Consider the following 21,695-nt stretch of genomic DNA (forward strand, 5'->3'; position numbering starts at 1 on the left):
GACATCCCTGAGCGCGCCACCCGCCACGGATGCCGCTCAGTGACAGAATGCCCTCTTTCCAGCGCAGGAACCCGGGCGAGGTGGCATCAGGACGGTAACGTAGGTCGGCTCTCCGGCATTTCCTGACACCCGGTCAGAGCGCCCCGGGGAGGGTGGCTCCGGAGGTCACGGCTCCAGCCCGAGATGGGCGCGGGCGGCCTGGGGGCCCTGGTCGAGCAGGACGGCGAAGCCGGCGTCGTCCAGCACCGCAAGACCGAGCTGAACTGCCTTGTCGTACTTGGAACCGGGGTTGTCACCGACCACGACGAAATCCGTCTTCTTCGATACCGACCCTGTCACCTTCGCACCACGCGAGGTCAGCGCCTCCTTGGCGCCGTCCCTGGTGTGATCGGTGAGCGTGCCCGTCACCACCACGGTGAGACCCTCCAGTGGACGGGGGCCCTCCTCCTCGGCGGCCTCCTCGGTGAACCGGACCCCGGCGGCCCGCCACTTCTCCAGGATCTCCCGGTGCCACTCCTCCTCGTACCACTCCTTGATGGAGCGGGCGATGATCGGGCCGACGCCCTCGGTGGCGGCCAGCTCCTCCTCGGAGGCGGCGAAGATCCGGTCCATGTCGCGGAACTCACGGGCCAGCGCCTGGGCGGCGACCGGGCCGACATGGCGGATCGACAGGCCGTTGACGTACCGCCAGAGCGGGCGCTCCTTGGCCTTTTCGAGGTTCTCCAGCAGGATGCCGGCCGTCTTCTTGGGCTCGCCCTTGAGATTGGCGAAGAAGGTCACCACCTTCTCCTTGCCCGTCCGGTCGTCCAACTTGGGCATACCGGACTTCTGGTCACGCACCTTCACCTTGATCGGGAGCAGCTGCTCCAGAGTCAGGCCGAAGATGTCCCCCTCGTTCTTGACGGGCGGCTCCTCGGGTTCCAGCGGCTGGGTGAGCGCGGTGGCCGCGACGTAGCCCAGGCCCTCGATGTCCAGCGACTCGCGCCCGCCGAGGTAGGCGATGCGCTCACGCACCTGGGCCGGGCAGTACCGCGCGTTGGGGCAGCGCAGGTCGATGTCGCCCTCGGACATCGGACGCAGCTCGGTACCGCACTCGTGGCACTCCCTGGGCATCACGAACTCGCGCTCGGAGCCGTCCCGCAAGTCCTCGACCGGGCCGAGGATCTCGGGGATGACGTCGCCCGCCTTGCGCAGCACCACGGTGTCGCCGAGCAGCACACCCTTGGCCTTGACCACCTGCTGGTTGTGCAGGGTCGCGTACTGGACCATCGACCCCGCCACCTTCACCGGCTCGGCCAGCACCGCGAACGGGGTGGCCCGGCCGGTGCGGCCGATGCCGACCTGGATGCTCGCGAGCTTGCCGGTCACCTCCTCCGGCGGGTACTTCCAGGCGATCGCCCAGCGCGGCGACTTGGAGGTGGCGCCGAGCCGGCCCTGCAGGGCGATCTCGTCCACCTTGACCACCACGCCGTCGATCTCGTGCTCGACCGAATGGCGTTGCTCGCCGTACTGCTTGATGAACGCGCGCACCTCGTCCAGGGTGGCGACCACGCGGTTGTGCCGGGCGGTCGGCAGGCCCCAGTCGTGCAGCAACCCGTAGGCGTGCGACTGGCAGTCGATGTCGAAGCCGACCCGGGCGCCGATGCCGTGCACCACCATGTGCAGCGGACGGGAGGCGGTGACCAGCGGGTCCTTCTGGCGCAGCGAACCGGCGGCGGCGTTACGGGGGTTGGCGAACAGCTTCAGCAGGGCCTGCGGGCGCTTGCCCTCCTTCTCCCGCCGCTCGTTCTCCGACCTGCGGCGCTCGTTCTCCGCGGCGAGCGAGGCGTTGAGCTCCTCGAACTTGTCGGTCGGGAGGTAGACCTCGCCGCGGATCTCCACCAGCTCGGGGATGTTGTCGCCCTTGAGCTGGTGCGGGATCTCCTTGATGGTGCGGACGTTGGCCGTGATGTCCTCGCCGACCCGGCCGTCACCGCGGGTGGCGGCCTGCACCAGACGGCCGTTCTCATAGGTGAGGTTGACCGCCAGGCCGTCCACCTTGAGTTCGCACAGGTAGTGGTAGGTCAGGCCGTCGAGTTCACGGGCGACGCGCTCGGCCCAGGCGGCGAGCTCCTCGTCGTCCATCGCGTTGTCCAGGCTGAGCAGCCGCTCGCGGTGCCGGACCTCGGCGAAGAGCGTGGTGGGGGCACCACCGACCTTCTGCGTCGGCGAGTCGGGCGTGACCAGCACCGGGTGCTCGGCCTCGATCGCCTCCAACTCGCGCATCAGCCGGTCGAACTCGGCGTCGCTGACCACCGGAGCGTCGAGGACGTAGTACTTGAACCGGTGCTCCTCGATCTCGGCCGCCAGCTCGACGTGCCGCTCCCGCACCTCCACCGGCACCTGCTCCCAGCCCTCGACAGCCACCACGCCGCCCTCCTACCGTCTCACTGACCGTCTCACTCCGGGTTGTCCACCAGGCTCTGCGCCGCCTTCACACTCAGTGACAGAGCCCTGCGCGCGTACGCGGGTGAAGCCCCCGCCAACCCGCAGGTCGGTGTCACCAGCACCCGGCGGCCCAGCAGCTCCGGGGCGAACCCGAGCCTGCGCCACAACCTCCTGACACCCTGGACACTACCGGCCGGGTCCGACAATCCACTGTCGGCGGAGGGCACCACACCGGCCAGGATCATCGTGCCCGCCTCGACCGCCTCGCCCAGGTCCTCGTCCTCACGCTCCGTCAGCAGCGAGAAGTCCAGCGAGACTCCGGCCGCCCCCGCCCGGCGCAGCAGCGGGAGCGGCACCCGCGGGGCGCAGCAGTGCACCACCACAGGCGCGTCCAGGCCTCGCAGGACATTGCGCAGCACCTCCTCGGCGACCTGCCGGTCCACCGCGCGCAGCCGCTGGAAGCCACTGGCGGTCTTCACCTCCCCGGCCAGTACGGCGGGCAGCGAGGGCTCGTCGAGCTGGAGGACGAGCTGCGCACCCGGGACCCGCCCCCGCACCTCGGCCAGGTGGCGGCGCAGGCCCTCGGTGAGGGACTCGGCGATGTCCCGGCAGGCGCCGGGGTCGGAGAGCGCCTTCTCGCCGTGCCTCAACTCCACGGCGGCGGCCAGCGTCCACGGCCCGACCGCCTGCAGCTTGAGCGCGCCCCGGTAGCCCTGGGTGAACTCCTCCAGGGCGTCCAGGTCCTCGCCGAGCCAGGAGTGCGCGCGCCGGGTGTCCCGTCCCGGGCGGTCGGCGAACCGCCAACCGCTCGGCTCCACCTGCGCGAAGAGCTCGACCAGCAGTCCGGCTCCGCGGCCGATCATGTCGGCGCCGGGTCCGCGCGCGGGCAGCTCCGGCAGGTACGGCAGCTGCTCCAGTGCACCGACGGCGGTCTTGGCAGCCTCGCGGGCATCGGTACCTGGCATCGAGCCGACGCCCGTCGCAGCGCCGGTCAGCTCGGGAAAGGGGTGTTCGCTACTCACGGGGTCGAGCCTAGCCCCCGGGCCTCCCCCCGCCTTTCCCCCTCCAGGGCACGCGCGAGCCCGGGGCAGTCGGGCAACCACCCCAGGAGCGCGCAAGCCCGGGGCAATCGGGCAACCACTCAGGGGCGCGGGGAACTGGAGTGGTTGCACGGTGTGCCACGGGGCTTTGGGGGCTCAGTGGCCCGGGCGGACGGTGATTTCGGTGATTTCGGCGTCGCGGGGGAGGTCGATGGCCGTCAGTACGGCGGTTGCCACCGACCCGGGGGCGATGAAGCGGTCGGCGTCGTAGTCCTTGCCCTCCTGCTGGTGCACCCGGACCTGCATCGGGGTCGCGGTCCGGCCCGGGTAGACGGAGGTGACGCGGACTCCGTGGCCGTGCTCCTCCTCCCGCAGTGCGTCGGCCAGCGCGCGCAGGCCGTGCTTGCTGGCCGCGTACCCGCCCCAGGTCGCGTTCGCACGGAGCCCGGCACCGGAGTTGACGAAGACCACATGGCCCTTGACCAGCCGGAGCGAGGGCAGCAGCAGCCGGGTCAGCTCGGCGGGGGCGACCAGGTTGACGTTCAGCTGCTCCTGCCAGGCCTTGACCGGGAGTTCACCGATCTCACCGAGCTGGACCACGCCGGCGATGTGCAGCAGCGAGTCCAGCTCGACCGGCAGCTGCTGGTGGCCGAACGCCCAGGACAGCTTGGCCGGTTCGGCCAGGTCGCCGACCAGCGTACGGACGCCGGGGAAGCGCTCGCGCAGTTCGGCGGCGCGGCGGGCGTCGCGGGCCAGCAGCCAGAGCTGCTCGCCGCGCTCGGCCAGCCGCTCGGCGACGACCGCGCCGATCCCGGATCCGGCACCGGTGATCAGATGTGCACCCATGCGGGGCTCCTTCGGACTTCCCGGCCCGGACTCGGCGGGGGCGGGGTGGGCTTGGGTTCAGGATTCGAGGTGGGCCAGTGCCTCGGCCGGGTCTGCGGCGAAGGTGATCAGCTCGGCGAGCGGGCGGGGCAGGAAGCCCTCGGTGTCCATTCGCTCCAGCTGGGTGCGCAGCCCCTCGTAGAAGCCCGTCGGATCGAGCACCACGACCGGCTTGTCGTGCAGGCCGTGCTTCTTCAGCTCCAGCACCTCGGTCACCTCGTCCAGCGTCCCGAGCCCGCCGACCAGGACCACCACGGCGTCCGCGCGCTCCAGCAACTCCGCCTTGCGCTGGGCGAGGTCACGTGTCATCACCAGCTCGTCCGCGCCCTCGTAGGTCTTGTGCGCGAGCAGTTCGACCGATATCCCCACAAGCCGGCCACCGGCCTCCTTGACGCCGTCGGCGAGCAGCCCCATCAGCCCTGCGTGCGAGCCGCCCCACACCAGGGTGTGGCCGTGCTCGCCGAGCAGCCGGGCGAACTCGGCGGCGGGGACGGTGTAGCGCTCGTCGAGGGAATAGGCGGAACAGAAGACAGTGATGTTCATAGTGGGTCCAGGTCTATCATCCGGAGCCACTCCCGGGCTCACCGATTACGCGCTGACCGGGCGCCGGTCGGTGCCGGCGATGGTGGCGGAGCCGACCACCCGGGTGCCGTCGTAGAGCACCACGGCCTGGCCGGGCGCGATGCCCCGGGCCGGGGCGGACAGGCGGACGTACAGTTCCCCGTCGGTCAGCGAAGCCGTCACCGGGACCTCCTCGCCGTGGGCACGCAGCTGCGCGGTGTAGGCGCCCTCGCCGGCCGGCTCCGCCCCGCACCAGCGCGGCCTGATCGCGGTGAGCGCCAGCACGTCCAGGCCCTCCGCCGGGCCGACCGTGACGGTGTTGTTCACCGGCGAGATGTCCAGCACATAGCGCGGCTTGCCGTCGGCGGCGGGGCGGCCGATCCGCAGGCCCTTGCGCTGGCCGATGGTGAAGCCGTACGCCCCGTCGTGCTCGCCGAGCTTGGTGCCGTCGGCGTCGAGGATGTCGCCCTTCGCGGTGCCGAGGTGCTTGGCCAGGAAGCCCTGGGTGTCGCCGTCGGCGATGAAGCAGATGTCGTGGCTGTCCGGCTTCTTGGCGACGGCGAGTCCGCGCCGCTCGGCCTCCTCGCGGATCACGTCCTTGGTCGTGTCACCGAGCGGGAAGAGCGAGTGGGCGAGCTGGTCGGCGTCGAGCACGCCGAGGACGTAGGACTGGTCCTTGGCCATGTCCACCGCACGGTGCAACTCCCGCTCACCGGAAGGGAGGTCGACGATCCGGGCGTAGTGGCCGGTGCACACCGCGTCGAAGCCGAGGGCGATCGCCTTGTCCAGCAGTGCGGCGAACTTGATCTTCTCGTTGCAGCGCAGGCAGGGGTTCGGCGTACGGCCGGCCGCGTACTCGGCGACGAAGTCGTCGATCACGTCCTCGCGGAAGCGCTCGGCCAGGTCCCAGACGTAGAACGGGATGCCGATCACATCGGCGGCCCGGCGGGCGTCCCGGGAGTCCTCGATGGTGCAGCAGCCCCGGGCACCGGTCCGGAAGGACTGCGGGTTGGAGGAGAGCGCCAGGTGCACCCCGGTCACCTCGTGCCCGGCCTCGGCGGCACGGGCGGCGGCAACGGCGGAGTCCACCCCGCCGGACATCGCGGCCAGCACGCGCAACCGGCGGCCGCCCTCGGGCGTGGTCGGGGCAGGACCGGTCGGGGCACCAGGGAAATCAGTCATGATGCCGTCCAGCCTACGTGCTCCACGATCGCCCCGTGGGCCGGATCAGCCCCCAACGAGCGATCCCCTCCAGACCGGGGCAATCGGGCAACCACTCACTGGGCCCGCGAGCCCGGGGCAATCGGCCAACCACCCCAGGCGGGCGCGAGGCCAAGGCAACCACTCAGGGGCGCAGGGGCTTCAGCGGCGGGCCGCGGCCGCCAGGCCCGCGTTGCGGGCGCGCCGGACGACGGGCTCGATCGCGGCGGTCAGCGCCGCGATGTCGGCGCGGGTCGAGGTGTGGCCGAGGGAGAAGCGCAGGGATGCGCGGGCCAGCAGCGGGTCGGCGCCCATCGCGAGCAGGACGTGGCTGGGCTGCGGGACCCCGGCCGAGCAGGCCGAGCCGGTCGAGCACTCGATGCCCTGGGCGTCCAGCAGCATCAGCAGCGCGTCGCCCTCGCAGCCGGGGAAGGAGAAGTGCGCATTCGCGGGCAGCCGTCCCCCCGGTGCCGGGTCACCGTTGAGCACCGCGTCGGGTACGGCCGCGAGCACCCCGGCGATCAGCTCGTCCCGCAGGCCGGCGACGAATCCCGCGTGCTCGGCCCGGCGCTCGACCGCGATGGCCGTGGCGGCGGCGAACCCGGCGGCGGCCGGGACGTCCAGCGTGCCGGAGCGGACGTCACGCTCCTGTCCGCCACCGTGCAGCAGCGGTACGGGTGTTGCGCTGCGTGCCAGCAGCAGTGCCCCGACCCCGTACGGGCCGCCGACCTTGTGCCCGGTGACGGTCAGCGCGTCCAGGCCCGACTCGGCGAAGGAGACCGGGACCTGGCCCAGCGCCTGCACCGCGTCGGCGTGCATCGGGATGCCGAACTCGCGCGCGATGGCGGAGAGTTCGGTGATCGGCTGGATGGTGCCGACCTCGTTGTTGGCCCACATCACGGTGATCAGGGCCACCGAGGACGGGTCGCGTTCGACCGCCGCGCGCAGCGCCTCGGGGTGCACCCGGCCGCAGGTGTCCACCGGCAGGTACTCGACGAGGGCCCCCTCGTGCTCGGAGAGCCAGTGCACCGCGTCCAGCACCGCATGGTGCTCGACCGGGCTGCACAGCACCCGCCGCCGCGCCGGATCGGCGTCCCGCCGGGCCCAGTACAGGCCCTTGACGGCGAGGTTGTCCGATTCGGTGCCGCCGCCGGTGAGCACGATCTCGCTCGGCCGCGCCCCCAGGGACTGCGCCAGCGACTCCCGGGACTCCTCCACCACCCTCCGGGCCCGGCGCCCGGCCGCGTGCAGCGAGGATGCATTGCCGACGACCCCGAGGTGCGCGCTCATGGCGGCGACAGCCTCGGGCAGCATCGGGGTGGTGGCCGCGTGGTCGAGATATGGCATAGCGGAACAAGTGTAGGGGCCATGGCGGCAGCCCCACCCCGACCCCGGCCGGCGGATCACGATTTGGCCATTGCACGCCCTGCAACGCGCCGTTAGCCTCCTGCCCACTGCTGGGGCACGGAGGGGTGGACGGTATGTCGCAGACAGTGGACCGGGCACTGACGATCCTTGCCTCGCTCGGGGAGGGGCCGACCTCGCTCGAACAGGCGGCGGCGCGGATCGGAGTCCACAAGTCGACGGCGCTGCGGCTGCTGCGCACGCTGGAGGAACACGGTTTCGTCCATCGCCAGGCCGACCACCGCTACCGGCTCGGCGGACGGCTGTTCTCGCTGGCACAGCAGGCGCTGGAGGACATCGACGTCCGCCAGGTCGCGGCGCCGTACCTGGCCTCGCTCAACGAGCGGTACGGGCACACCGTGCAGCTGGCGGTCCTTGAGGAGGGCGAGGTGCTCTACCTGGACGAGGTGGAGAGCCGCTACCCCGAGCGCCCCGGTTCCTGGCCCGACCCGGCCGGGCGGATCGGGCGGCGGGTGCCCGCCGTGGCGACGGCGGTCGGCAAGGTCCTACTCGCGGATCTGCCGGAGGATCAGCTGACGGCCTTTCTGGCCGGGCAGAAGTTCCCTGCCCGCACCCGGCGCAGTATCCGCTCCGCCGAGGAGTTCCGCACCGAGCTGGCCTCGGTCCGGCGGCAGGGGTGGGCGGTGGACCGGGCCGAGTACCAGGAGACGGTCAACTGCCTGGCCGCCCCCGTCGTCGGCACCGACGGCACGGCGATCGCGGCCTGTTCGATCTCCGCGCCCGTGGCGCTGGCCCCGATCGGCGAGTTGAGCCGCTTGCTGCCCGAACTGCTCTGCACGGTCGAGGCGATCTCGCTGGCGTACGGGGGCTCGCCTACTCCTCGCTGGTGCGAGAACCGTTGCGGTGCCAAGCACGCGGTGCGCGCCAGCCGTACTTGAGCGCGAGCATCCGCAGGACGAAGGCGGTCAGTGCGGCCGCCGAGGCGGTGCTGGTGGTCAGGTGGCCGACCGAGATCAGAATGGCGACCAGCGCGGCACCCACCAGCGCGGGCACGGCGTAGATCTCGCGGTCCCAGCGCAGCAGCGAGGGCATCTCACTGGCCAGCACGTCGCGGATCACCCCGCCCCCGGCGGCGGTGAGCATGCCGAGGGCGACCGAGGCGACCGAGCCGAGCCCGTAGTCGTGGGCCTTGGCGGTACCGGTGACACAGAACAGGCCGAGGCCGAGCGCGTCCAGGGTCTGCACGGAGCGGTTGATCCGCTCCACCTCGGGATGCAGGAAGAACACCACGAGACCGGCGACCAGCGGGGTCACGAAGTAGCCGAGATTGGTGAATGCCACCACCGGCGTGGCGCCGATCACCAGGTCACGCATCACCCCGCCGCCGAGCGCGGTGGCTTCGGCGAGCACACAGATGCCGAAGATGTCCATGTTCTTGCGGACGGCCAGCAGGCCGCCGGACAGGGCGAAGACGAAGATGCCGACCAGGTCCAGGGTCTGCTGAACATCGGGCGGGAAAAGCTGCGAGGTCACCGTCAATTCTTACCTGCCGCCGACACCCCCGATGACACGGCTCCGCCCCGGCGCGGCGCCGGCCGGGCAGGGGCGAGGGTGTAGAGGGCGGGGAGGGCCTCGACCAGACGGCGGCCGTGCGGGGTGAGGACCTTGCCGTCGGGGGCGGTGAGGGCGCGGCGGCTGAGCAGGCGGGCGGTCGGGGAGCCGGGGAGCAGCCGGGTGCCGGGGCGGGGAATGTGAAGCAGGACACACTCGTCGGGGCCGCACTCCAGCAGGCCGTAGCCGTCGGCCCTGCGGTGCAGGCGGCCGCCGTCGAGCGCGTACACGCCGCCCCGGGGAGCGGACAGCAGACGGGCGGGCGGACCAGTGTGCCGGATGGCCAGCTGGACGGCGTCCACCGGATCGAAGGCGGGTTTGGCGGCGGTGGGGTGGCCGCGCCGTTCCAGGAAGTGGCGCAGCAGGGTGGGCAGGCCACGCTCGGCCAGTTCGAGCTCACCGAGCAGCCAGGTGGAGCCCTGCACGCGGCAGTTGAGCTCCAGCACCACCGTCGACTCGCCCCGGACGACGAAGTCCGCCCCGAACACGCCCCGGTGGCCGAGCTCCGCGAGCCCCCAGCCGATCCGTTCCATCGCCTGCTCGCAGCGGGCCAGCGCGCGGGGCGGCAGGGCGGCGGGTGCGCGGTAGTCGCAGCCCGAGTACCGGCCGAAGGCCGCGCCGGTCCCGGGTACGTCGGTGAGCTGGAGGGAGGGCCGCAGCACCGACGGCGTGCCGTCGGCTCCGACCAGGCCGTGGTAGTTGAGCGAGATGTCCCCCGCGTACTCGCTGACCAGCCACGGTCCGCCGGGCGGGATCCGGCGCAGGGCGTCCTCGTCGGTGACCAGGTAGGTGCCCCGGCCGCCCGAACCCGTCGGCTGCTGGACGACGAAGGTGCCGCCGAATCGGCGGCGCAGCTCGCGGTGGTCGAGGGCACCGACCAGGGCGTCGGCGGGGGTGGACAGGCCCAGGGCGCGGAACCACGTACGCATCGCGGTCTTGTCGGTGAGCACCGGGGAGTCCGGCTCGGCGGGGACGGCGAGCAGGCTGACGCCCAGCCGGGCGAGGGCGGCGCGCCAGTCCTGCTGGAGAGCGAAGTAGCCGGCGAGGGCCAGTTCGCGGCCCTGCCAGCGGGTGCCGACCCGCTCGGGGAGCCTGCGCAGCAGTTCGCCGAGGTCCTCGCGGGCCCGCCGGTCATCCCTGAGCAGCGTGTCCGCCTCCAGCGAGTGCAGCTCGACGCCGAACCGGGAATCCCAGCCCTCGTCGGCGCTCTCGCTGCTCAGCAGGACGGAGAGGCAGCCGGCCCGCAACAGGGGCAGCAGCAGGTACGGACGGGCAGCGAAACCGAGACCCGGCAGGGCCCGTAACTGACGGCAGGCATCATCGAATGAGGTGATCACCCACGGATTATGCAGGCGCCACAAGGGCGGCGACAGGAGTCAACTCGCCTTCTGCAAACGGATCATGACGGTGCACTACACTCCCCGCCCCACCCCGGACACCGGGCCGGCCGCATCACCCAGGGGCGCGGGGCTCCGCTTGATCAACTGCGTGTGCGACCAGCCCTCTACGAAGGTGCATGGCTTCTCGCGCGCGCCGTTGACCAAGCAGAGCCCCGCGCCCCAAAAGCTGCGCAATTGGCCGCCCCTCGAGAAGCCACGCTGTTTCCCGCACCCCAAGAGCGGCGCAGTTCCCCGTGCCCCTTAAAAACCGCACAGTTGGCCACGCCGCTTAGAAACCGCACAGTTGGCCGTGCCCCGAAAAGCCGCGCAGTTGGCCGCGCCCCCCCGGAAACGGTGCCTGGCGGCCGCCTTACTCGGGGGTGGCCTCGGGGGTGGCCTCGGGGGTGGGCTGGTTCTCCGGGAAGTGGCAGGCCACCTGGTGTCCGGTTGCCGCTGTCACCAGTGGGGGTTCCTGGCTCGCGCAGATGTCCTGGGCCTTCCAGCAGCGGGTGCGGAAGCGGCAGCCGCTCGGCGGGTTGATCGGTGAGGGGACGTCGCCGGTGAGCAGGATGCGCTCGCGGCGCTCCTTGCGGCGGGGGTCCGGCACCGGAACGGCCGACATCAGGGCGTTGGTGTACGGGTGCATCGGGGCCCGGTACAGCGAGTCGCGGTCGGCGATCTCGACGATCTTGCCCAGGTACATCACCGCGACCCGGTCCGAGACGTGCCGGACGACCGAGAGGTCGTGCGCGATGATCAGGTACGTCAGTCCGAGCTCCTGCTGGAGGTCGTCCAGCAGGTTGACCACCTGCGCCTGGATGGAGACGTCCAGCGCGGAGACCGGCTCGTCCGCGACGATCATCTTGGGCTTGAGGGCCAGCGCCCGGGCGATGCCGATGCGCTGGCGCTGGCCGCCGGAGAACTCGTGCGGGTAGCGGTTGTAGTGCTCGGGGCTGAGGCCGCAGAGCTCCAGCAGGTCCTGGACGGCCCGCTTGACCCCGTGCTCGGTCTGCACCTTCTGGAGCCGGAACGGTGCGCCGACGATGGTGCCGACGGTGTGCCGGGGGTTCAGCGAGGAGTACGGGTCCTGGAAGATCATCTGGATGTCGCGGCGCAGCGGCCGCATCGCGCCCACCCCGAGGTGGGTGATGTCCTTGCCCTCGAACTCGATCGTCCCGCCGGTCGGCTCCGCCAGCCTGGTGACCAGCCGGCCCATGGTGGACTTGCCGCAGCCCGACTCGCCGACCACACCGAGGGTCTCCCCCGCGTTGACGGTGAAGTCGATCCCGTCCACCGCGCGGACGGCACCGGTCTGCCGCCGCAGCAGGCCCTTGGTGATCGGGAAGTGCTTGGTCAGGCCCGTCACCCTGAGCAGCGGCTCGCGATCGGAGGCCGGCGCGGGCGCGGGGATCGTCGCGCTCTGACTGTCCGTCATGGGGTTTCTCCTGAGGGGTGGTGCGGACTCACAGCCGGGGCGCGATCTCTTCGGTGAAGATCCGGTGCCGTTCGGCGCTCGGCAGGTGGCAGGCGGCGTGGTGCCTGGGTGCGGCCTCGGTCAGCACGGGCAGCTCGCTGCTGGACCTGCCACCGGTCAGCTGCGCGTACGGGCAGCGCGGGTGGAAGGCGCAGCCGGAGGGCACGTTGATCAGGCTCGGCGGGGTGCCCTTGACGGGGACCAGCCGCTCCTGGAGCTCCCGGTCGAGCCGGGGCATCGAGCCGAGCAGGCCCCAGGTGTAGGGGTGTTCGGGGGCCTCGAAGAGGGTGGCGGCCGGCCCGCGCTCGACCGGCTTGCCGCCGTACATCACCAGGATGTCGTCGGCCAGCTCCGCGACCACGCCGAGGTCGTGGGTGATGATGATGACGGCGGAGCCGAACTCCTGCTGGAGGTCCCGGATCAGGTCCAGGATCTGCGCCTGGACGGTGACGTCCAGGGCGGTGGTCGGCTCGTCGGCGATCAGCAGCGAGGGGTCGTTGACCAGGGCCATGGCGATCATGGCGCGCTGGCGCATGCCGCCGGAGAACTGGTGCGGGTAGTCGTCCACCCGCCGGTCGGGCTGCGGGATGCCGACCCGGTCGAGCATCTCGATGGCGCGGGTGCGGGCCTCGCGCTTCTTCGCCTGCGGGTGGTGGACCCGGTAGGCCTCCACGATCTGCTGCCCGACCGTGTAGTACGGGTGCATCGCGGTCAGCGGGTCCTGGAAGATCATCGCCATGGTGCGGCCGCGCAGTTGGCGCACCCGGTCCGGGTCGGCGCCGACCAGTTCCTCGCCGTCCAGCCAGATCTCGCCGGCGATCCTGGCCCGCTTGCTGCGGTGCAGGCCCATGATGCCGAGGGAGGTGACGGACTTGCCGGAGCCGGACTCGCCCACGATGCCGAGGGTCTTGCCGCGCTCCAGGTCGAAGCTGACCCCGTCCACCGAGCGGACCAGGCCGTCGTCGGTGTCGAAGTGGATCCGCAGGTCTCGGACGGACAGGAAGTGCTCGCCCGCAGGCTTCGCGAGGTCGGTCATGACAGCCTCACACGGGGGTCGACGGCGGCGTACAGAAGGTCAACCAGGAGGTTGCAGATGACGACGAAGAAGGCGGCGACCAGGGTGACGCCGAGGATCCTCGGCAGGTCGTTGTCGGAGATCGCGGAGACCGCGTAGAAGCCGACGCCCTGGAGCGAGAAGACCTGCTCGGTGATCAGGGCGCCGCCGAGCAGCAGGCCCAGGTCCATACCGAAGATGGTGACGATCGGGGTGAGCGCCGAGCGCAGTCCGTGCCGGACGATGACCTTGCGCTCGACCAGGCCCTTGGCCCGGGCGGTGCGGATGTAGTCCTCGCTCATCGTCTCCAGCATCCCGGCGCGGGTGAGCCTGGCGTAGAGCGCGGAGTAGAGGAAGGCCAGCGAGATCCAGGGCAGGACCAGGTTGCGGGCCCACATCAGCGGGTCGTCGGTGAAGTTGACGTACTGCAGGTTGTCGAAGATCGGCCACTGGTAGCTGAACAGGGTCAGCAGCAGGGCGCCGGTGAAGAAGATCGGCAGCGAGACACCGGCCAGCGCGATGCCCATGGAGAGCCGGTCGAAGATCGACTTGGGCTTGAGCGCGGAGACCACACCGGTGGCGACACCGGAGATCAGCCAGAGCACGGCCGCGCCGATGGCGAGCGAGAAGGTCACCGGGATCCGGGAGCTGATCTGCGGCCAGACCTCCATGTGGTTCTTGAAGGAGTAGCCGAAGCAGGGCACGTGACAGGTGGCCGCGTCCGGGCCGAACTTGTACTCGGCGCCCGAGACCAGCCCCTTCAGGAAGTGCCAGTACTGGACGTAGATCGGCTGGTCGAAGCCGAGGTTCTGCTTGATCGCGGCGACCGCTTCGGGGGAGGGGTTCTTCCCGATGTACTGGGCCGCGAGCTGGTCGGTGGTCTCCCCGGCCAGTCGTGGAAGCAGGTAGAAGATGCCGAAGGTGACGGCGCTGACGACCAGCAGCAGCACCAGAGCGGCGAACGTCCTGCGGATGATGTAGGCAAACACAGTTGGACGGCTCCGGCGGCCCGCCGTCGCCCGTGGCCCATGAGTGTCACGGACGGACGACGGCGGGTGCCGCTGCCTTCACCTGCCTTCAGTGGTGTGGAGCCAGGCTCTTACTTGGTGGTGCCGATGTTCAGGTAGTCGTACTGACCGGACCAGGCCGGGCTGGAGCCGACGTTGGTGGCGCTGTCCGGGCGGTACAGGAAGACCTTGAAGTAGGTCAGCGGGACGTAGACCGCGTCCTCCATGGTCTTCTTGTCGATCGCGGCGTAGTCCTTCTCACGGGCCGCCTGGTCGGTGTTGACCGCCGCGTCGTCGATCAGCTTGTTGATCTCCGGGTCGTTCAGCTGCGCCAGGTTGCTGTTGCCCGAGTCCTTGATCGCGCGGCCGTCGACGATCTGCTGCAGGAAGCCGTAGCCGGTCGGCCAGTCGGCGCCCCACTGCATCATGATCAGGCCGACGTTCTTGTCCTGGGTGAACTTCGGCACGCCCGCGTAGTCGGTGAAGTACTTGCCCTGCGGGTACTGCTGGATGTCGACGGTGATGCCGACCTTCTTCAGCGCCGCCTGGATCGAGGTGGCGGCGGCGACCTCCGGGCCGCGCTCGCTGCGGGCGATGATGGTGGTGGAGAAGCCGTCCGGCTTGCCACAGGCCTTCAGGGCGTCCTTGGCCTTGGCCTCGTCACCCTTGTTGCCGTCGGTGGCATAGAGGTCGAAGTCCTGGTGGCCCGGGATGTCCGGGGGCAGCACCGTGCTGGCGACCGCACCGCGGATCGGGCCGCCGAGCGCGGTCTGCACCGAGACCTTGTCGATCGCGTACTGGACGGCCTTGCGGCAGTCGACGTTGTCGAACGGTGCGACCTTGGTGTTGATCGCGGTGTAGACCAGTCGGCCGCCATAGGCGTTGTCGGTCTGCGACTTGAGCTTCTGGTTCTGCAGGACCTTCGCCTGGGTCTGCGGGTCGACACCGAGACCCGCCAGGTCGACCTGGGCGTTGCCCGCCATCAGGTCCTGGTCGACGGTGGCCTGGTCGATGTTCATCTTGACCACGATCTTGTCCGCGAGCTGCTTGCGGATCGGGTCGCTCTTCGGTTCCCAGTTGGTGTTGGGCACCAGCGTGAGCTGCTTGCCGTCCTCGTAGGACTCGAACTTGTACGTGCCGGAGGAGAGCACGTGCTTCACGTAGTCGGCGCCGGTGTCCTTGGCCTGCGGCACCGGGGCGGTCTGCGGCGCGCTCACCAGGTAGTCGAAGTCCGCGAAGGGGTGCTTCAGGTGGAAGACGACGGTGGTGTCGTCCGGCGTCTCGATGGAGTTCAGGCCACCGGTCTTGTCCTTGTACGGGCCCTGGTACGGGGTCGCGTTGTCGACCAGCAGGTCCTTGAAGTAGACCGGCCCGTTGGAGAGCACGTCGGGCGCGAAGTTGCTGCGCTCCACCGCGTACTTGACGTCCTTCGAGATGATCGGCGAGCCGTCCTCGTACTTCAGGCCCGCGCGCAGCTTGTAGGTCCAGGTGAGACCGTCCGCGCTGGGCTTGCCGAGGGACTCCGCCAGGTCGGGCACCAGCTTGTTGCCCGCCGCACCGGCGGCCGGCTGGAAGGTGGTCAGCGGACGGCCGTACAGGCGCGAGAAGTTGTAGATGTACGCGTAGTACGTGTTGCCCGGGTCGAAGGAGTCCGGCGTACCGCGCATCTCGTAGGTGACCGTGCCCCCCTTCTTGTCCGAGACGTTCACCACGGACTTGGTGGCGGCGTCCGTACCGCCCCCCGAGGACGAGGAGGACGAGGAACTGCTGCCGCTGGAACCGCTCGAGCAGCCTGTGACGACCAGGACCGCTGCGGCGGCCGCCGCGGTCAGTACGGCGGTGCGAGACCTACGCATGGGTGAGATCAACCCCTTGGTGAATCGGTGTCAGTTGAGGTGGTCTGACGCGAGGTCAGTTGCTCTTGGGATCGAGGGCGTCACGCAGACCGTCGCCCAGCAGGTTGAAGGCGAGGACGGTGATGAAGATCGCCAGACCGGGGACCACCAGGTACTGGGGGTCCACCTGGTAGTACTTGATCGCGTCGTTGAGCATCCCGCCCCAGGAGGACTGGGGCGGCTGGATGCCGACGCCGAGGAAGCTCAGACCCGCCTCGAAGAGGATGTTGGTCGGGATCAGCAGGGTCGAGTAGACCAGGATCGGACCGACCAGGTTGGGGAGCAGCTCGCGGAAGAGGATGAACGGACCGCGGGCACCCAGGCTGCGGGCCGCGTCGACGAACTCGCGTTCGCGCAGCGAGAGGGTCTGTCCGCGCACGATCCGGCCCATGTAGGGCCAGTTGAAGAAACCGATGACGAAGATCAGCACCGCGATGTGCAGCGGCAGGCCGTTCAGACCGAAGGCACCGCCCTGCAACGAGGCGGAGATCGCGATCGCGAAGAGCAGCAGCGGGAAGGCCAGGAAGGTGTCCATCACCCGGCTGATCACGGTGTCCACCCAGCCGCCGTAGTAGCCGGCGACGACACCGAGCACGGTGCCGATGGCATTGGAGAGCAGGGTGGCGCCGAAGGCCACCAGCAGCGAGACCCAGGAGCCCTCGATGATGCGGGAGAGCAGGTCACGGCCCTGCAGCGGGTCCACGCCGAGCGGGTGGTCGCCGCTCATTCCGCCCCAGTCGCCCATCGGGAGGCCGCCGAGGTTGGCGTCGAGCACATCCTGGTGGAGGGCGTTGGGGTCCAGGCCGAAGAGGGACTCGATCGGCTTCGCCAGCACGGCGAGCAGGACCAGCAGGATCACCACGACGCCGCCGGCCACGGCGGCCTTGTCGCGCTTGAAGCGGGTCCAGGCGATACGGCCGAGGGAGCGGCCCTCGATCTGCTTCACCGCCTGGGCGGCAGGCTCGGCGCCGGGTTCGGCGTCGATGGTCTCGTTCGTTGTGGTCATGGTCAGTTGGGTCCCCTCGCCGACGGTGGCCGGCCCACGGTGCTCCGGCCGTGCACAAGGCCCCGGGCCCGGTCCGGGCCCGGACTGTGCAGGTCCGGTTGGCGCGACTGGTGCTAGGTAACGGTGCGTCGGTGCGTCGGTGTGGTGCTGCCGTGCAGATGGTGCGGCGGTACGTCGGTACGAAATCGTGTACTGCGGTGCAGAGTTCGATACGTCGGCGCACATGGGGTGAGCAGTGCCCGAGGTGGTGCGGATGAGCACATCCGCGCGGGAGGAACATCGCGCGGATCATGGGTGCGGCATGCGCATTCGCCCTTGTGGGGCTGGTGGCGCGAGCTGCACTGCGCAGACTCTCCGTCATTCGGACAGGCTTGCGCCAGCCCTGACAACCGAAGGATGCCCAACTGTGATCTGTCGGCATGCATGCGGGATCGTCACCGCATAACGCTCTTCACATGCCCGAAACATGCCTGTCAAGATGCGTGCCGAAGGTTTTCCGAAATCGGCCGGGAAACAGTGGGACGTGGCCGAACTGACACAATGTCAAGTATTGGCGCGGAGAGGGCTCAGCGCGCGGGGTATCCGGGCCAGGGCTGCTGCGGATGCGGCTGCGGCGCGCCGGGGTAGCCGTAACCGGGGAAGGTCGCCCCCTGCGGCACGCCCGGCCCGGACTCCCGGTCGAAGAAGGGGCGGGTGCGGGCCCACAGCCACATCGCCACCGGGTCGTACTCGTCCGCCATCAGCACGGTGGAGACCGCGAGCCCCTCGGGCGCGTGCACCGCCGCCCGCTGCACCAGCGCCCGTGCCGCCTCGATGGCCGGCGGCGAGGTGTCGTACAGGTCGAGCCCGATCGCCAGGTACGGCGCACCGAGGGCCGGGCGCACCCAGGCCCGGCGCAGCGAGCGCAACGGGCGCACCTCGGCGGCCTGCTGCTCCAGTACGGCGAAGAACTGCGGTGCCTGCACCTGGGGTTCGCCCAGCTGGAGCGGCCCGGCCGGAAGGCGGTCGAGACCGGCCGCGATCCGGCGCAGATCGGCCCACGGGACGCCGACCCCGCCGCCCGGGACGTGCGGATCGAGCCAGAGGCCCCAGCGGGTGCGGTAGAGCGCCTGGGCGATCTCCTGGCCGGAGATCACCTCGTGGGCGCGGGCCCAGCCGCTGGCGGCGAGCTGTTCGCGAGAGGTGACGGCGGGGGCGTAGCCGTGACCGTCGATGTCCATGTTCCCGTACTGGGCGTCGGGGCTGCCCGGGGTGCCGTGCCAGAGCAGCATCCAGACCTGGCCCTCGGCGAGGGCGCGCAGCAGGTTCTCGTACGCCTCGTAACGCTCCGGTGCGACCTCGCGCAGGGCGCGTTCGATGGCGCCGGGGTCGCCTGCGGGGCGCGCGGCCGGAGGTGGACCCCAGCCCGGTACGCCGCCTGTCGCTCCCGCGTTCATTCGCCCGCCTCCGGCCGGGGGTACCCGGCTAGGTCGTGTCCCGATCTCTCAGCAGGCGGTGCCCATGCACCGTCCGGGGGCGCGATTGACGTCGTGTCCAGGATCGAACGGGCACGAACCGGCGCAGTGGGCACGGCCGATGCGCGCACGGCGGACTCCGCCGCGGCTCTCCACCGGCCGGTGGCCGGGGATGCCCCGATGCCCCGCTCGCTCACGTCGAGCCCTCTCCGTCCTCGTTCACCGCCGTCGCCCGCCGCCTGTGCCGGGCGGGCGCACGCTCATCCGACCGTACGCCGCTGCCGGGCAGCAGCCTATGGGTCGAGCCCGACGGCCGCCGTACCACCGCCCGCTGCAAGGGGGGCTTCCGGCCGAACGCCGGGAGCAGTCACCCCCGGGCGTAGAACGGCTGCACTCGGGTGAGCAGCCACTCCACCACCGGGTCGGCGACCAGGTCGAGCAGCACCAGGTGGACGCCGAAGGGCAGCGGGGCGGTTCCCAGCGCGCGGCCGAGTGCTTCGTTGGCCTGGGCCGGGTCGGTCGGCCAGCCCTGGTGGAACTGGACGCCGACGAACAGTGCCGGGGCCTGCCCCTCCACCGAGGCCAGTGCCCGACGGGCCGTCAACACGCCGGGCAGCGCGGCCAGTTCCGCAGCAGCGGCGGCCAGGAAGGCGTACGGCTCCTCGTGCGGCTGGGGCTCGCGCAGGGCCACCTTGGCGCCGTCCGGCTGTTGCTGCCAGCGCTCGCCCTGCGGACCGCGCCGCAGCTCGGCGACGCCCTCGGGCGGGATCGGGATGCCCACCGGCGCCTCGGGGTTGACCGCGATCCCGACGCCCAGCGGCAGGCCGCGGGCGAACTCCCAGACCGGGGCGATGGCGAAGGGCATCCCGGGGGCGTACTGGAGGAACAGCTCCTGGGAGGAGAAGACCGGGACGTACGGCGCACCGGCCAGCTCGATGGTCGGCAGGTCGAGCGAGGTGCCCTGCGGATCGGCGCCGGCCGGCAGCGGGATCCACACCTGGCTGCGCGCCAGCACCTCGACCACCCGTGCCGTCGCGCCGGGGTCGCCGAGCGCGGCGCCGAGCACCTGCTCCAGCTCGTTGGCGGGCCAGCCGCCACCCGTCGGGGCCGCACCGGGCTCGGCCCATGCCTGTGTCTCGCCCGCCGGGTAGCTCATCCGCCCCTGCCCCTCCAACCTGACCGGGTATGTCCGGTCTCCATCGCTGCGAGAAGGGTAGCGGGAGGCGGTCGGGTCGGGATGCGTCCCAGTGCGCAAGAGCGAGTGGGAATCCCCGCCTTCAGGCAGCGGGGGAAACACATCCTCCGCCTTCTGAACCCCGAAGTGGCGTAGTACGCTGTGGCCCTGCTCTTGGGCAGCGGTCAGGGCTTGGCCGTCATGAGGCTCTTTGGAGCCACGTGAGAAGCCACCCCGCCCACGGGGTGGAGGAGTCACGATGAGCGCGCCGACCACGGCAGCCGCTTCACAGCGCCCAATTTCATACTGGCCGTTCGAACCCGCGCGGGAGAGTCCGGAGTGCCCCACAGGCACGGGCCGGCGCCGAAGGAGCAAGTCCTCCCCGGAATCTCTCAGGCACCCCTACCGCACGGGCGAGGCATATCTGGAAAGTGGACACGGCCGTGCCGTGCGCCCACCCACGGTGCAAGCCGCCATCCTTGGTTAGCGGTGAAGCTCTCAGGTTGTGACGACAGACGGGGAGACTCCACCCTCGCATGCCCGTAAGCAGCCAAGGAGTCCCGCCGCCATGTCTCTTCGTCACACCGCGCTCGACGCCCTGCACCGTTCTCTCGGTGCGACCATGACCGACTTCGCCGGCTGGGACATGCCGCTGCGCTACGGCAGCGAGCGCGAGGAGCACATCGCCGTCCGCACCCGGGCCGGTCTCTTCGACCTCTCGCACATGGGCGAGATCACCGTCGCGGGACCGCAGGCGGGTGAGCTGCTCGACCACGCACTGGTCGGCTTCATCTCGGCGCTCGGTGTGCTGCGCGCCCGCTACACCATGATCTGCCGCGAGGACGGTGGCATCCTGGACGACCTGATCGTCTACCGCACCGCCGAGAACGAGTACCTGGTGGTCGCCAACGCCTCCAACGCCCAGGTGGTGCTGGACGCGCTGACCGAGCGCGCCGCCGGCTTCGACGCCGAGGTCCGCGACGACCGGGACTCGTACGCGCTGCTCGCCGTCCAGGGCCCGGAGGCGAACGACATCCTGGCCTCGCTCACCGACGCCGACCTGCCCGGCCTCAAGTACTACGCGCTGCTGCCCGCCACCGTGGCGGACCGTCAGGTCTGGCTGGCCCGCACCGGCTACACCGGCGAGGACGGCTTCGAGGTCTTCTGCGCCCCCGCCGACGCCGAGCACCTGTGGACCTCGCTGAGCGAGGCCGGTGCCGGCAAGGGCCTGGTCCCGTGCGGCCTGTCCTGCCGGGACACCCTGCGCCTGGAGGCTGGCATGCCGCTGTACGGGCACGAGCTCTCCACCGAGCTGACCCCCTTCGACGCCGGTCTCGGCCGGGTTGTCCGCTTCGACAAGACCACCAACGAGGGGCAGTTCGTCGGCCGCAAGGCACTGGAGCTGGCCGCCGCCGAGGCCGAGTCCAAGGCGCCGCGCAAGCTGGTCGGCCTGGTCTCCGAGGGCCGGCGCGTGCCGCGCGCGGAGTACTCCGTGGTCGACACCGAGGGCACCGTGATCGGGCGGATCACCTCCGGCTCCCCCTCCCCCACCCTGGGCAAGCCGATCGCCATCGCGTACGTGGACGCGGCGCACTCCGCGCCCGGCACCGCCGTGGCCGTGGACGTCCGCGGCAAGCACGAGCCGGTCGAGGTCGTCGCGCTGCCCTTCTACAAGCGCGCCCGCTGAGCACGGCCTTCGACTCGCCGTCTCGAAACCCCCGCCTGTCCGGTCCGCTCAGCGGACGGCTTCGCCCTACCCTCTTGCGATCCTGGAGAATGACGCCATGAGCAACCCCACGCACCTGCAGTACAGCAAGGAGCACGAGTGGCTGACCGCCGCCGAGGACGGCGTGTCCACGGTCGGCATCACCGAGCACGCGGCCACCGCCCTCGGTGACATCGTGTACGTCCAGCTGCCCGAGGTCGGCACCGTCGTCACCGCGGGTGAGTCGGTCGGCGAGCTGGAGTCCACCAAGTCGGTCAGCGACCTGTTCACGCCGGCCTCCGGCGAGATCGTGGAGATCAACCAGGCCGTCATCGACGACCCGGCGCTGGTCAACGGCGAGCCCTTCACGGGTGCCTGGCTCTACAAGCTCCGCGTCACCGACACGGTCGAGCTGCTCGACGCCGCCGGTTACGACGCCTTCATCGGCGCCTGATCCA

18 protein-coding genes and 1 riboswitch are annotated in these 21,695 nt (G+C 70.7%); of the genes, 3 read left to right on the forward strand and 15 right to left on the reverse strand.

Going from position 1 to position 21,695, the window contains the following annotated elements; genetic code table 11:
- Window positions 1–165: 165 nt before the first annotated feature.
- From ligA to P3T39_RS28215, 6 genes are all read right to left on the reverse strand, one after another.
- Complete coding sequence (gene ligA, locus P3T39_RS28190; protein WP_280701937.1) at window positions 166–2,406, reverse strand: NAD-dependent DNA ligase LigA; 2,241 nt, start codon at window positions 2,404–2,406, stop codon at window positions 166–168.
- Window positions 2,407–2,438: 32 nt separating this feature from the next.
- The gene (locus tag P3T39_RS28195; RefSeq protein WP_280701882.1) at window positions 2,439–3,449 is read right to left on the reverse strand and encodes a methionine synthase; all 1,011 of its coding nucleotides are present in this window, start codon (window positions 3,447–3,449) and stop codon (window positions 2,439–2,441) included.
- Between the two features lie 174 nt (window positions 3,450–3,623).
- Window positions 3,624–4,313 (reverse strand): SDR family oxidoreductase, encoded by a 690-nt coding sequence (locus P3T39_RS28200; protein ID WP_280701883.1) that lies wholly within the window; start codon window positions 4,311–4,313, stop codon window positions 3,624–3,626.
- 57 nt (window positions 4,314–4,370) lie between these two features.
- On the reverse strand, window positions 4,371–4,895 hold the full coding sequence (locus P3T39_RS28205) for a TIGR00730 family Rossman fold protein (protein WP_280701884.1): 525 nt from the start codon (window positions 4,893–4,895) through the stop codon (window positions 4,371–4,373).
- A 45-nt stretch (window positions 4,896–4,940) separates the two neighbouring features.
- Window positions 4,941–6,095 carry a tRNA 2-thiouridine(34) synthase MnmA gene (mnmA, locus tag P3T39_RS28210; protein ID WP_280701886.1) on the reverse strand — a complete coding sequence of 385 codons (1,155 nt, stop codon included), beginning with the start codon at window positions 6,093–6,095 and terminating at the stop codon, window positions 4,941–4,943.
- 180 nt (window positions 6,096–6,275) lie between these two features.
- Window positions 6,276–7,460: a cysteine desulfurase family protein gene (locus P3T39_RS28215; RefSeq protein ID WP_280701888.1), complete on the reverse strand. Its 1,185-nt coding sequence runs from the start codon at window positions 7,458–7,460 to the stop codon at window positions 6,276–6,278.
- 134 nt (window positions 7,461–7,594) lie between these two features.
- Here P3T39_RS28215 and P3T39_RS28220 point away from each other — a divergent pair, with 134 nt between their 5' ends.
- Window positions 7,595–8,416, forward strand: coding sequence for an IclR family transcriptional regulator (locus tag P3T39_RS28220; protein WP_280701889.1), 822 nt, complete (start codon window positions 7,595–7,597; stop codon window positions 8,414–8,416).
- Here P3T39_RS28220 and P3T39_RS28225 read toward each other — a convergent pair.
- From P3T39_RS28225 to P3T39_RS28265, 9 genes are all read right to left on the reverse strand, one after another.
- Entirely contained in the window at window positions 8,352–9,011 is a 660-nt protein-coding gene (locus P3T39_RS28225; protein ID WP_280701891.1) for a trimeric intracellular cation channel family protein, read from the reverse strand. The two genes, P3T39_RS28220 and P3T39_RS28225, sit on opposite strands and share 65 nt — an antisense overlap.
- Window positions 9,012–9,013: 2 nt before the next feature.
- Window positions 9,014–10,426 carry an ATP-grasp domain-containing protein gene (locus P3T39_RS28230; protein WP_280701893.1) on the reverse strand — a complete coding sequence of 471 codons (1,413 nt, stop codon included), beginning with the start codon at window positions 10,424–10,426 and terminating at the stop codon, window positions 9,014–9,016.
- Window positions 10,427–10,838: 412 nt separating this feature from the next.
- Complete coding sequence (locus tag P3T39_RS28235; RefSeq protein WP_280701894.1) at window positions 10,839–11,903, reverse strand: dipeptide ABC transporter ATP-binding protein; 1,065 nt, start codon at window positions 11,901–11,903, stop codon at window positions 10,839–10,841.
- A gap of 28 nt (window positions 11,904–11,931) precedes the next feature.
- A complete protein-coding gene (locus P3T39_RS28240; RefSeq protein ID WP_280701896.1) occupies window positions 11,932–12,978 on the reverse strand; it encodes an ABC transporter ATP-binding protein in 1,047 nt (348 codons plus the stop codon).
- The gene (locus tag P3T39_RS28245; protein WP_280701903.1) at window positions 12,975–13,985 is read right to left on the reverse strand and encodes an ABC transporter permease; all 1,011 of its coding nucleotides are present in this window, start codon (window positions 13,983–13,985) and stop codon (window positions 12,975–12,977) included. Before P3T39_RS28245 ends, P3T39_RS28240 begins: the two co-directional genes overlap by 4 nt.
- A gap of 110 nt (window positions 13,986–14,095) precedes the next feature.
- The gene (locus tag P3T39_RS28250; RefSeq protein WP_280701904.1) at window positions 14,096–15,859 is read right to left on the reverse strand and encodes an ABC transporter substrate-binding protein; all 1,764 of its coding nucleotides are present in this window, start codon (window positions 15,857–15,859) and stop codon (window positions 14,096–14,098) included.
- A 55-nt stretch (window positions 15,860–15,914) separates the two neighbouring features.
- Entirely contained in the window at window positions 15,915–16,904 is a 990-nt protein-coding gene (locus P3T39_RS28255; RefSeq protein WP_280701906.1) for an ABC transporter permease, read from the reverse strand.
- A gap of 566 nt (window positions 16,905–17,470) precedes the next feature.
- On the reverse strand, window positions 17,471–18,340 hold the full coding sequence (locus P3T39_RS28260) for an enhanced serine sensitivity protein SseB C-terminal domain-containing protein (protein WP_280701908.1): 870 nt from the start codon (window positions 18,338–18,340) through the stop codon (window positions 17,471–17,473).
- A gap of 385 nt (window positions 18,341–18,725) precedes the next feature.
- On the reverse strand, window positions 18,726–19,514 hold the full coding sequence (locus P3T39_RS28265; protein WP_280701910.1) for an enhanced serine sensitivity protein SseB C-terminal domain-containing protein: 789 nt from the start codon (window positions 19,512–19,514) through the stop codon (window positions 18,726–18,728).
- Window positions 19,515–19,847: 333 nt separating this feature from the next.
- Window positions 19,848–19,950, forward strand: a riboswitch (glycine riboswitch).
- Between the two features lie 150 nt (window positions 19,951–20,100).
- Between P3T39_RS28265 and gcvT the strand changes: the two genes are divergently transcribed.
- Entirely contained in the window at window positions 20,101–21,219 is a 1,119-nt protein-coding gene (gcvT, locus tag P3T39_RS28270) for a glycine cleavage system aminomethyltransferase GcvT (protein WP_280701911.1), read from the forward strand.
- A 97-nt stretch (window positions 21,220–21,316) separates the two neighbouring features.
- Complete coding sequence (gene gcvH, locus P3T39_RS28275; protein ID WP_280701912.1) at window positions 21,317–21,691, forward strand: glycine cleavage system protein GcvH; 375 nt, start codon at window positions 21,317–21,319, stop codon at window positions 21,689–21,691.
- The last annotated feature ends 4 nt before the right edge of the window (window positions 21,692–21,695 follow it).

The organism is Kitasatospora sp. GP82 (assembly GCF_029892105.1).
Classification (GTDB): Bacteria; Actinomycetota; Actinomycetes; order Streptomycetales; family Streptomycetaceae; genus Kitasatospora.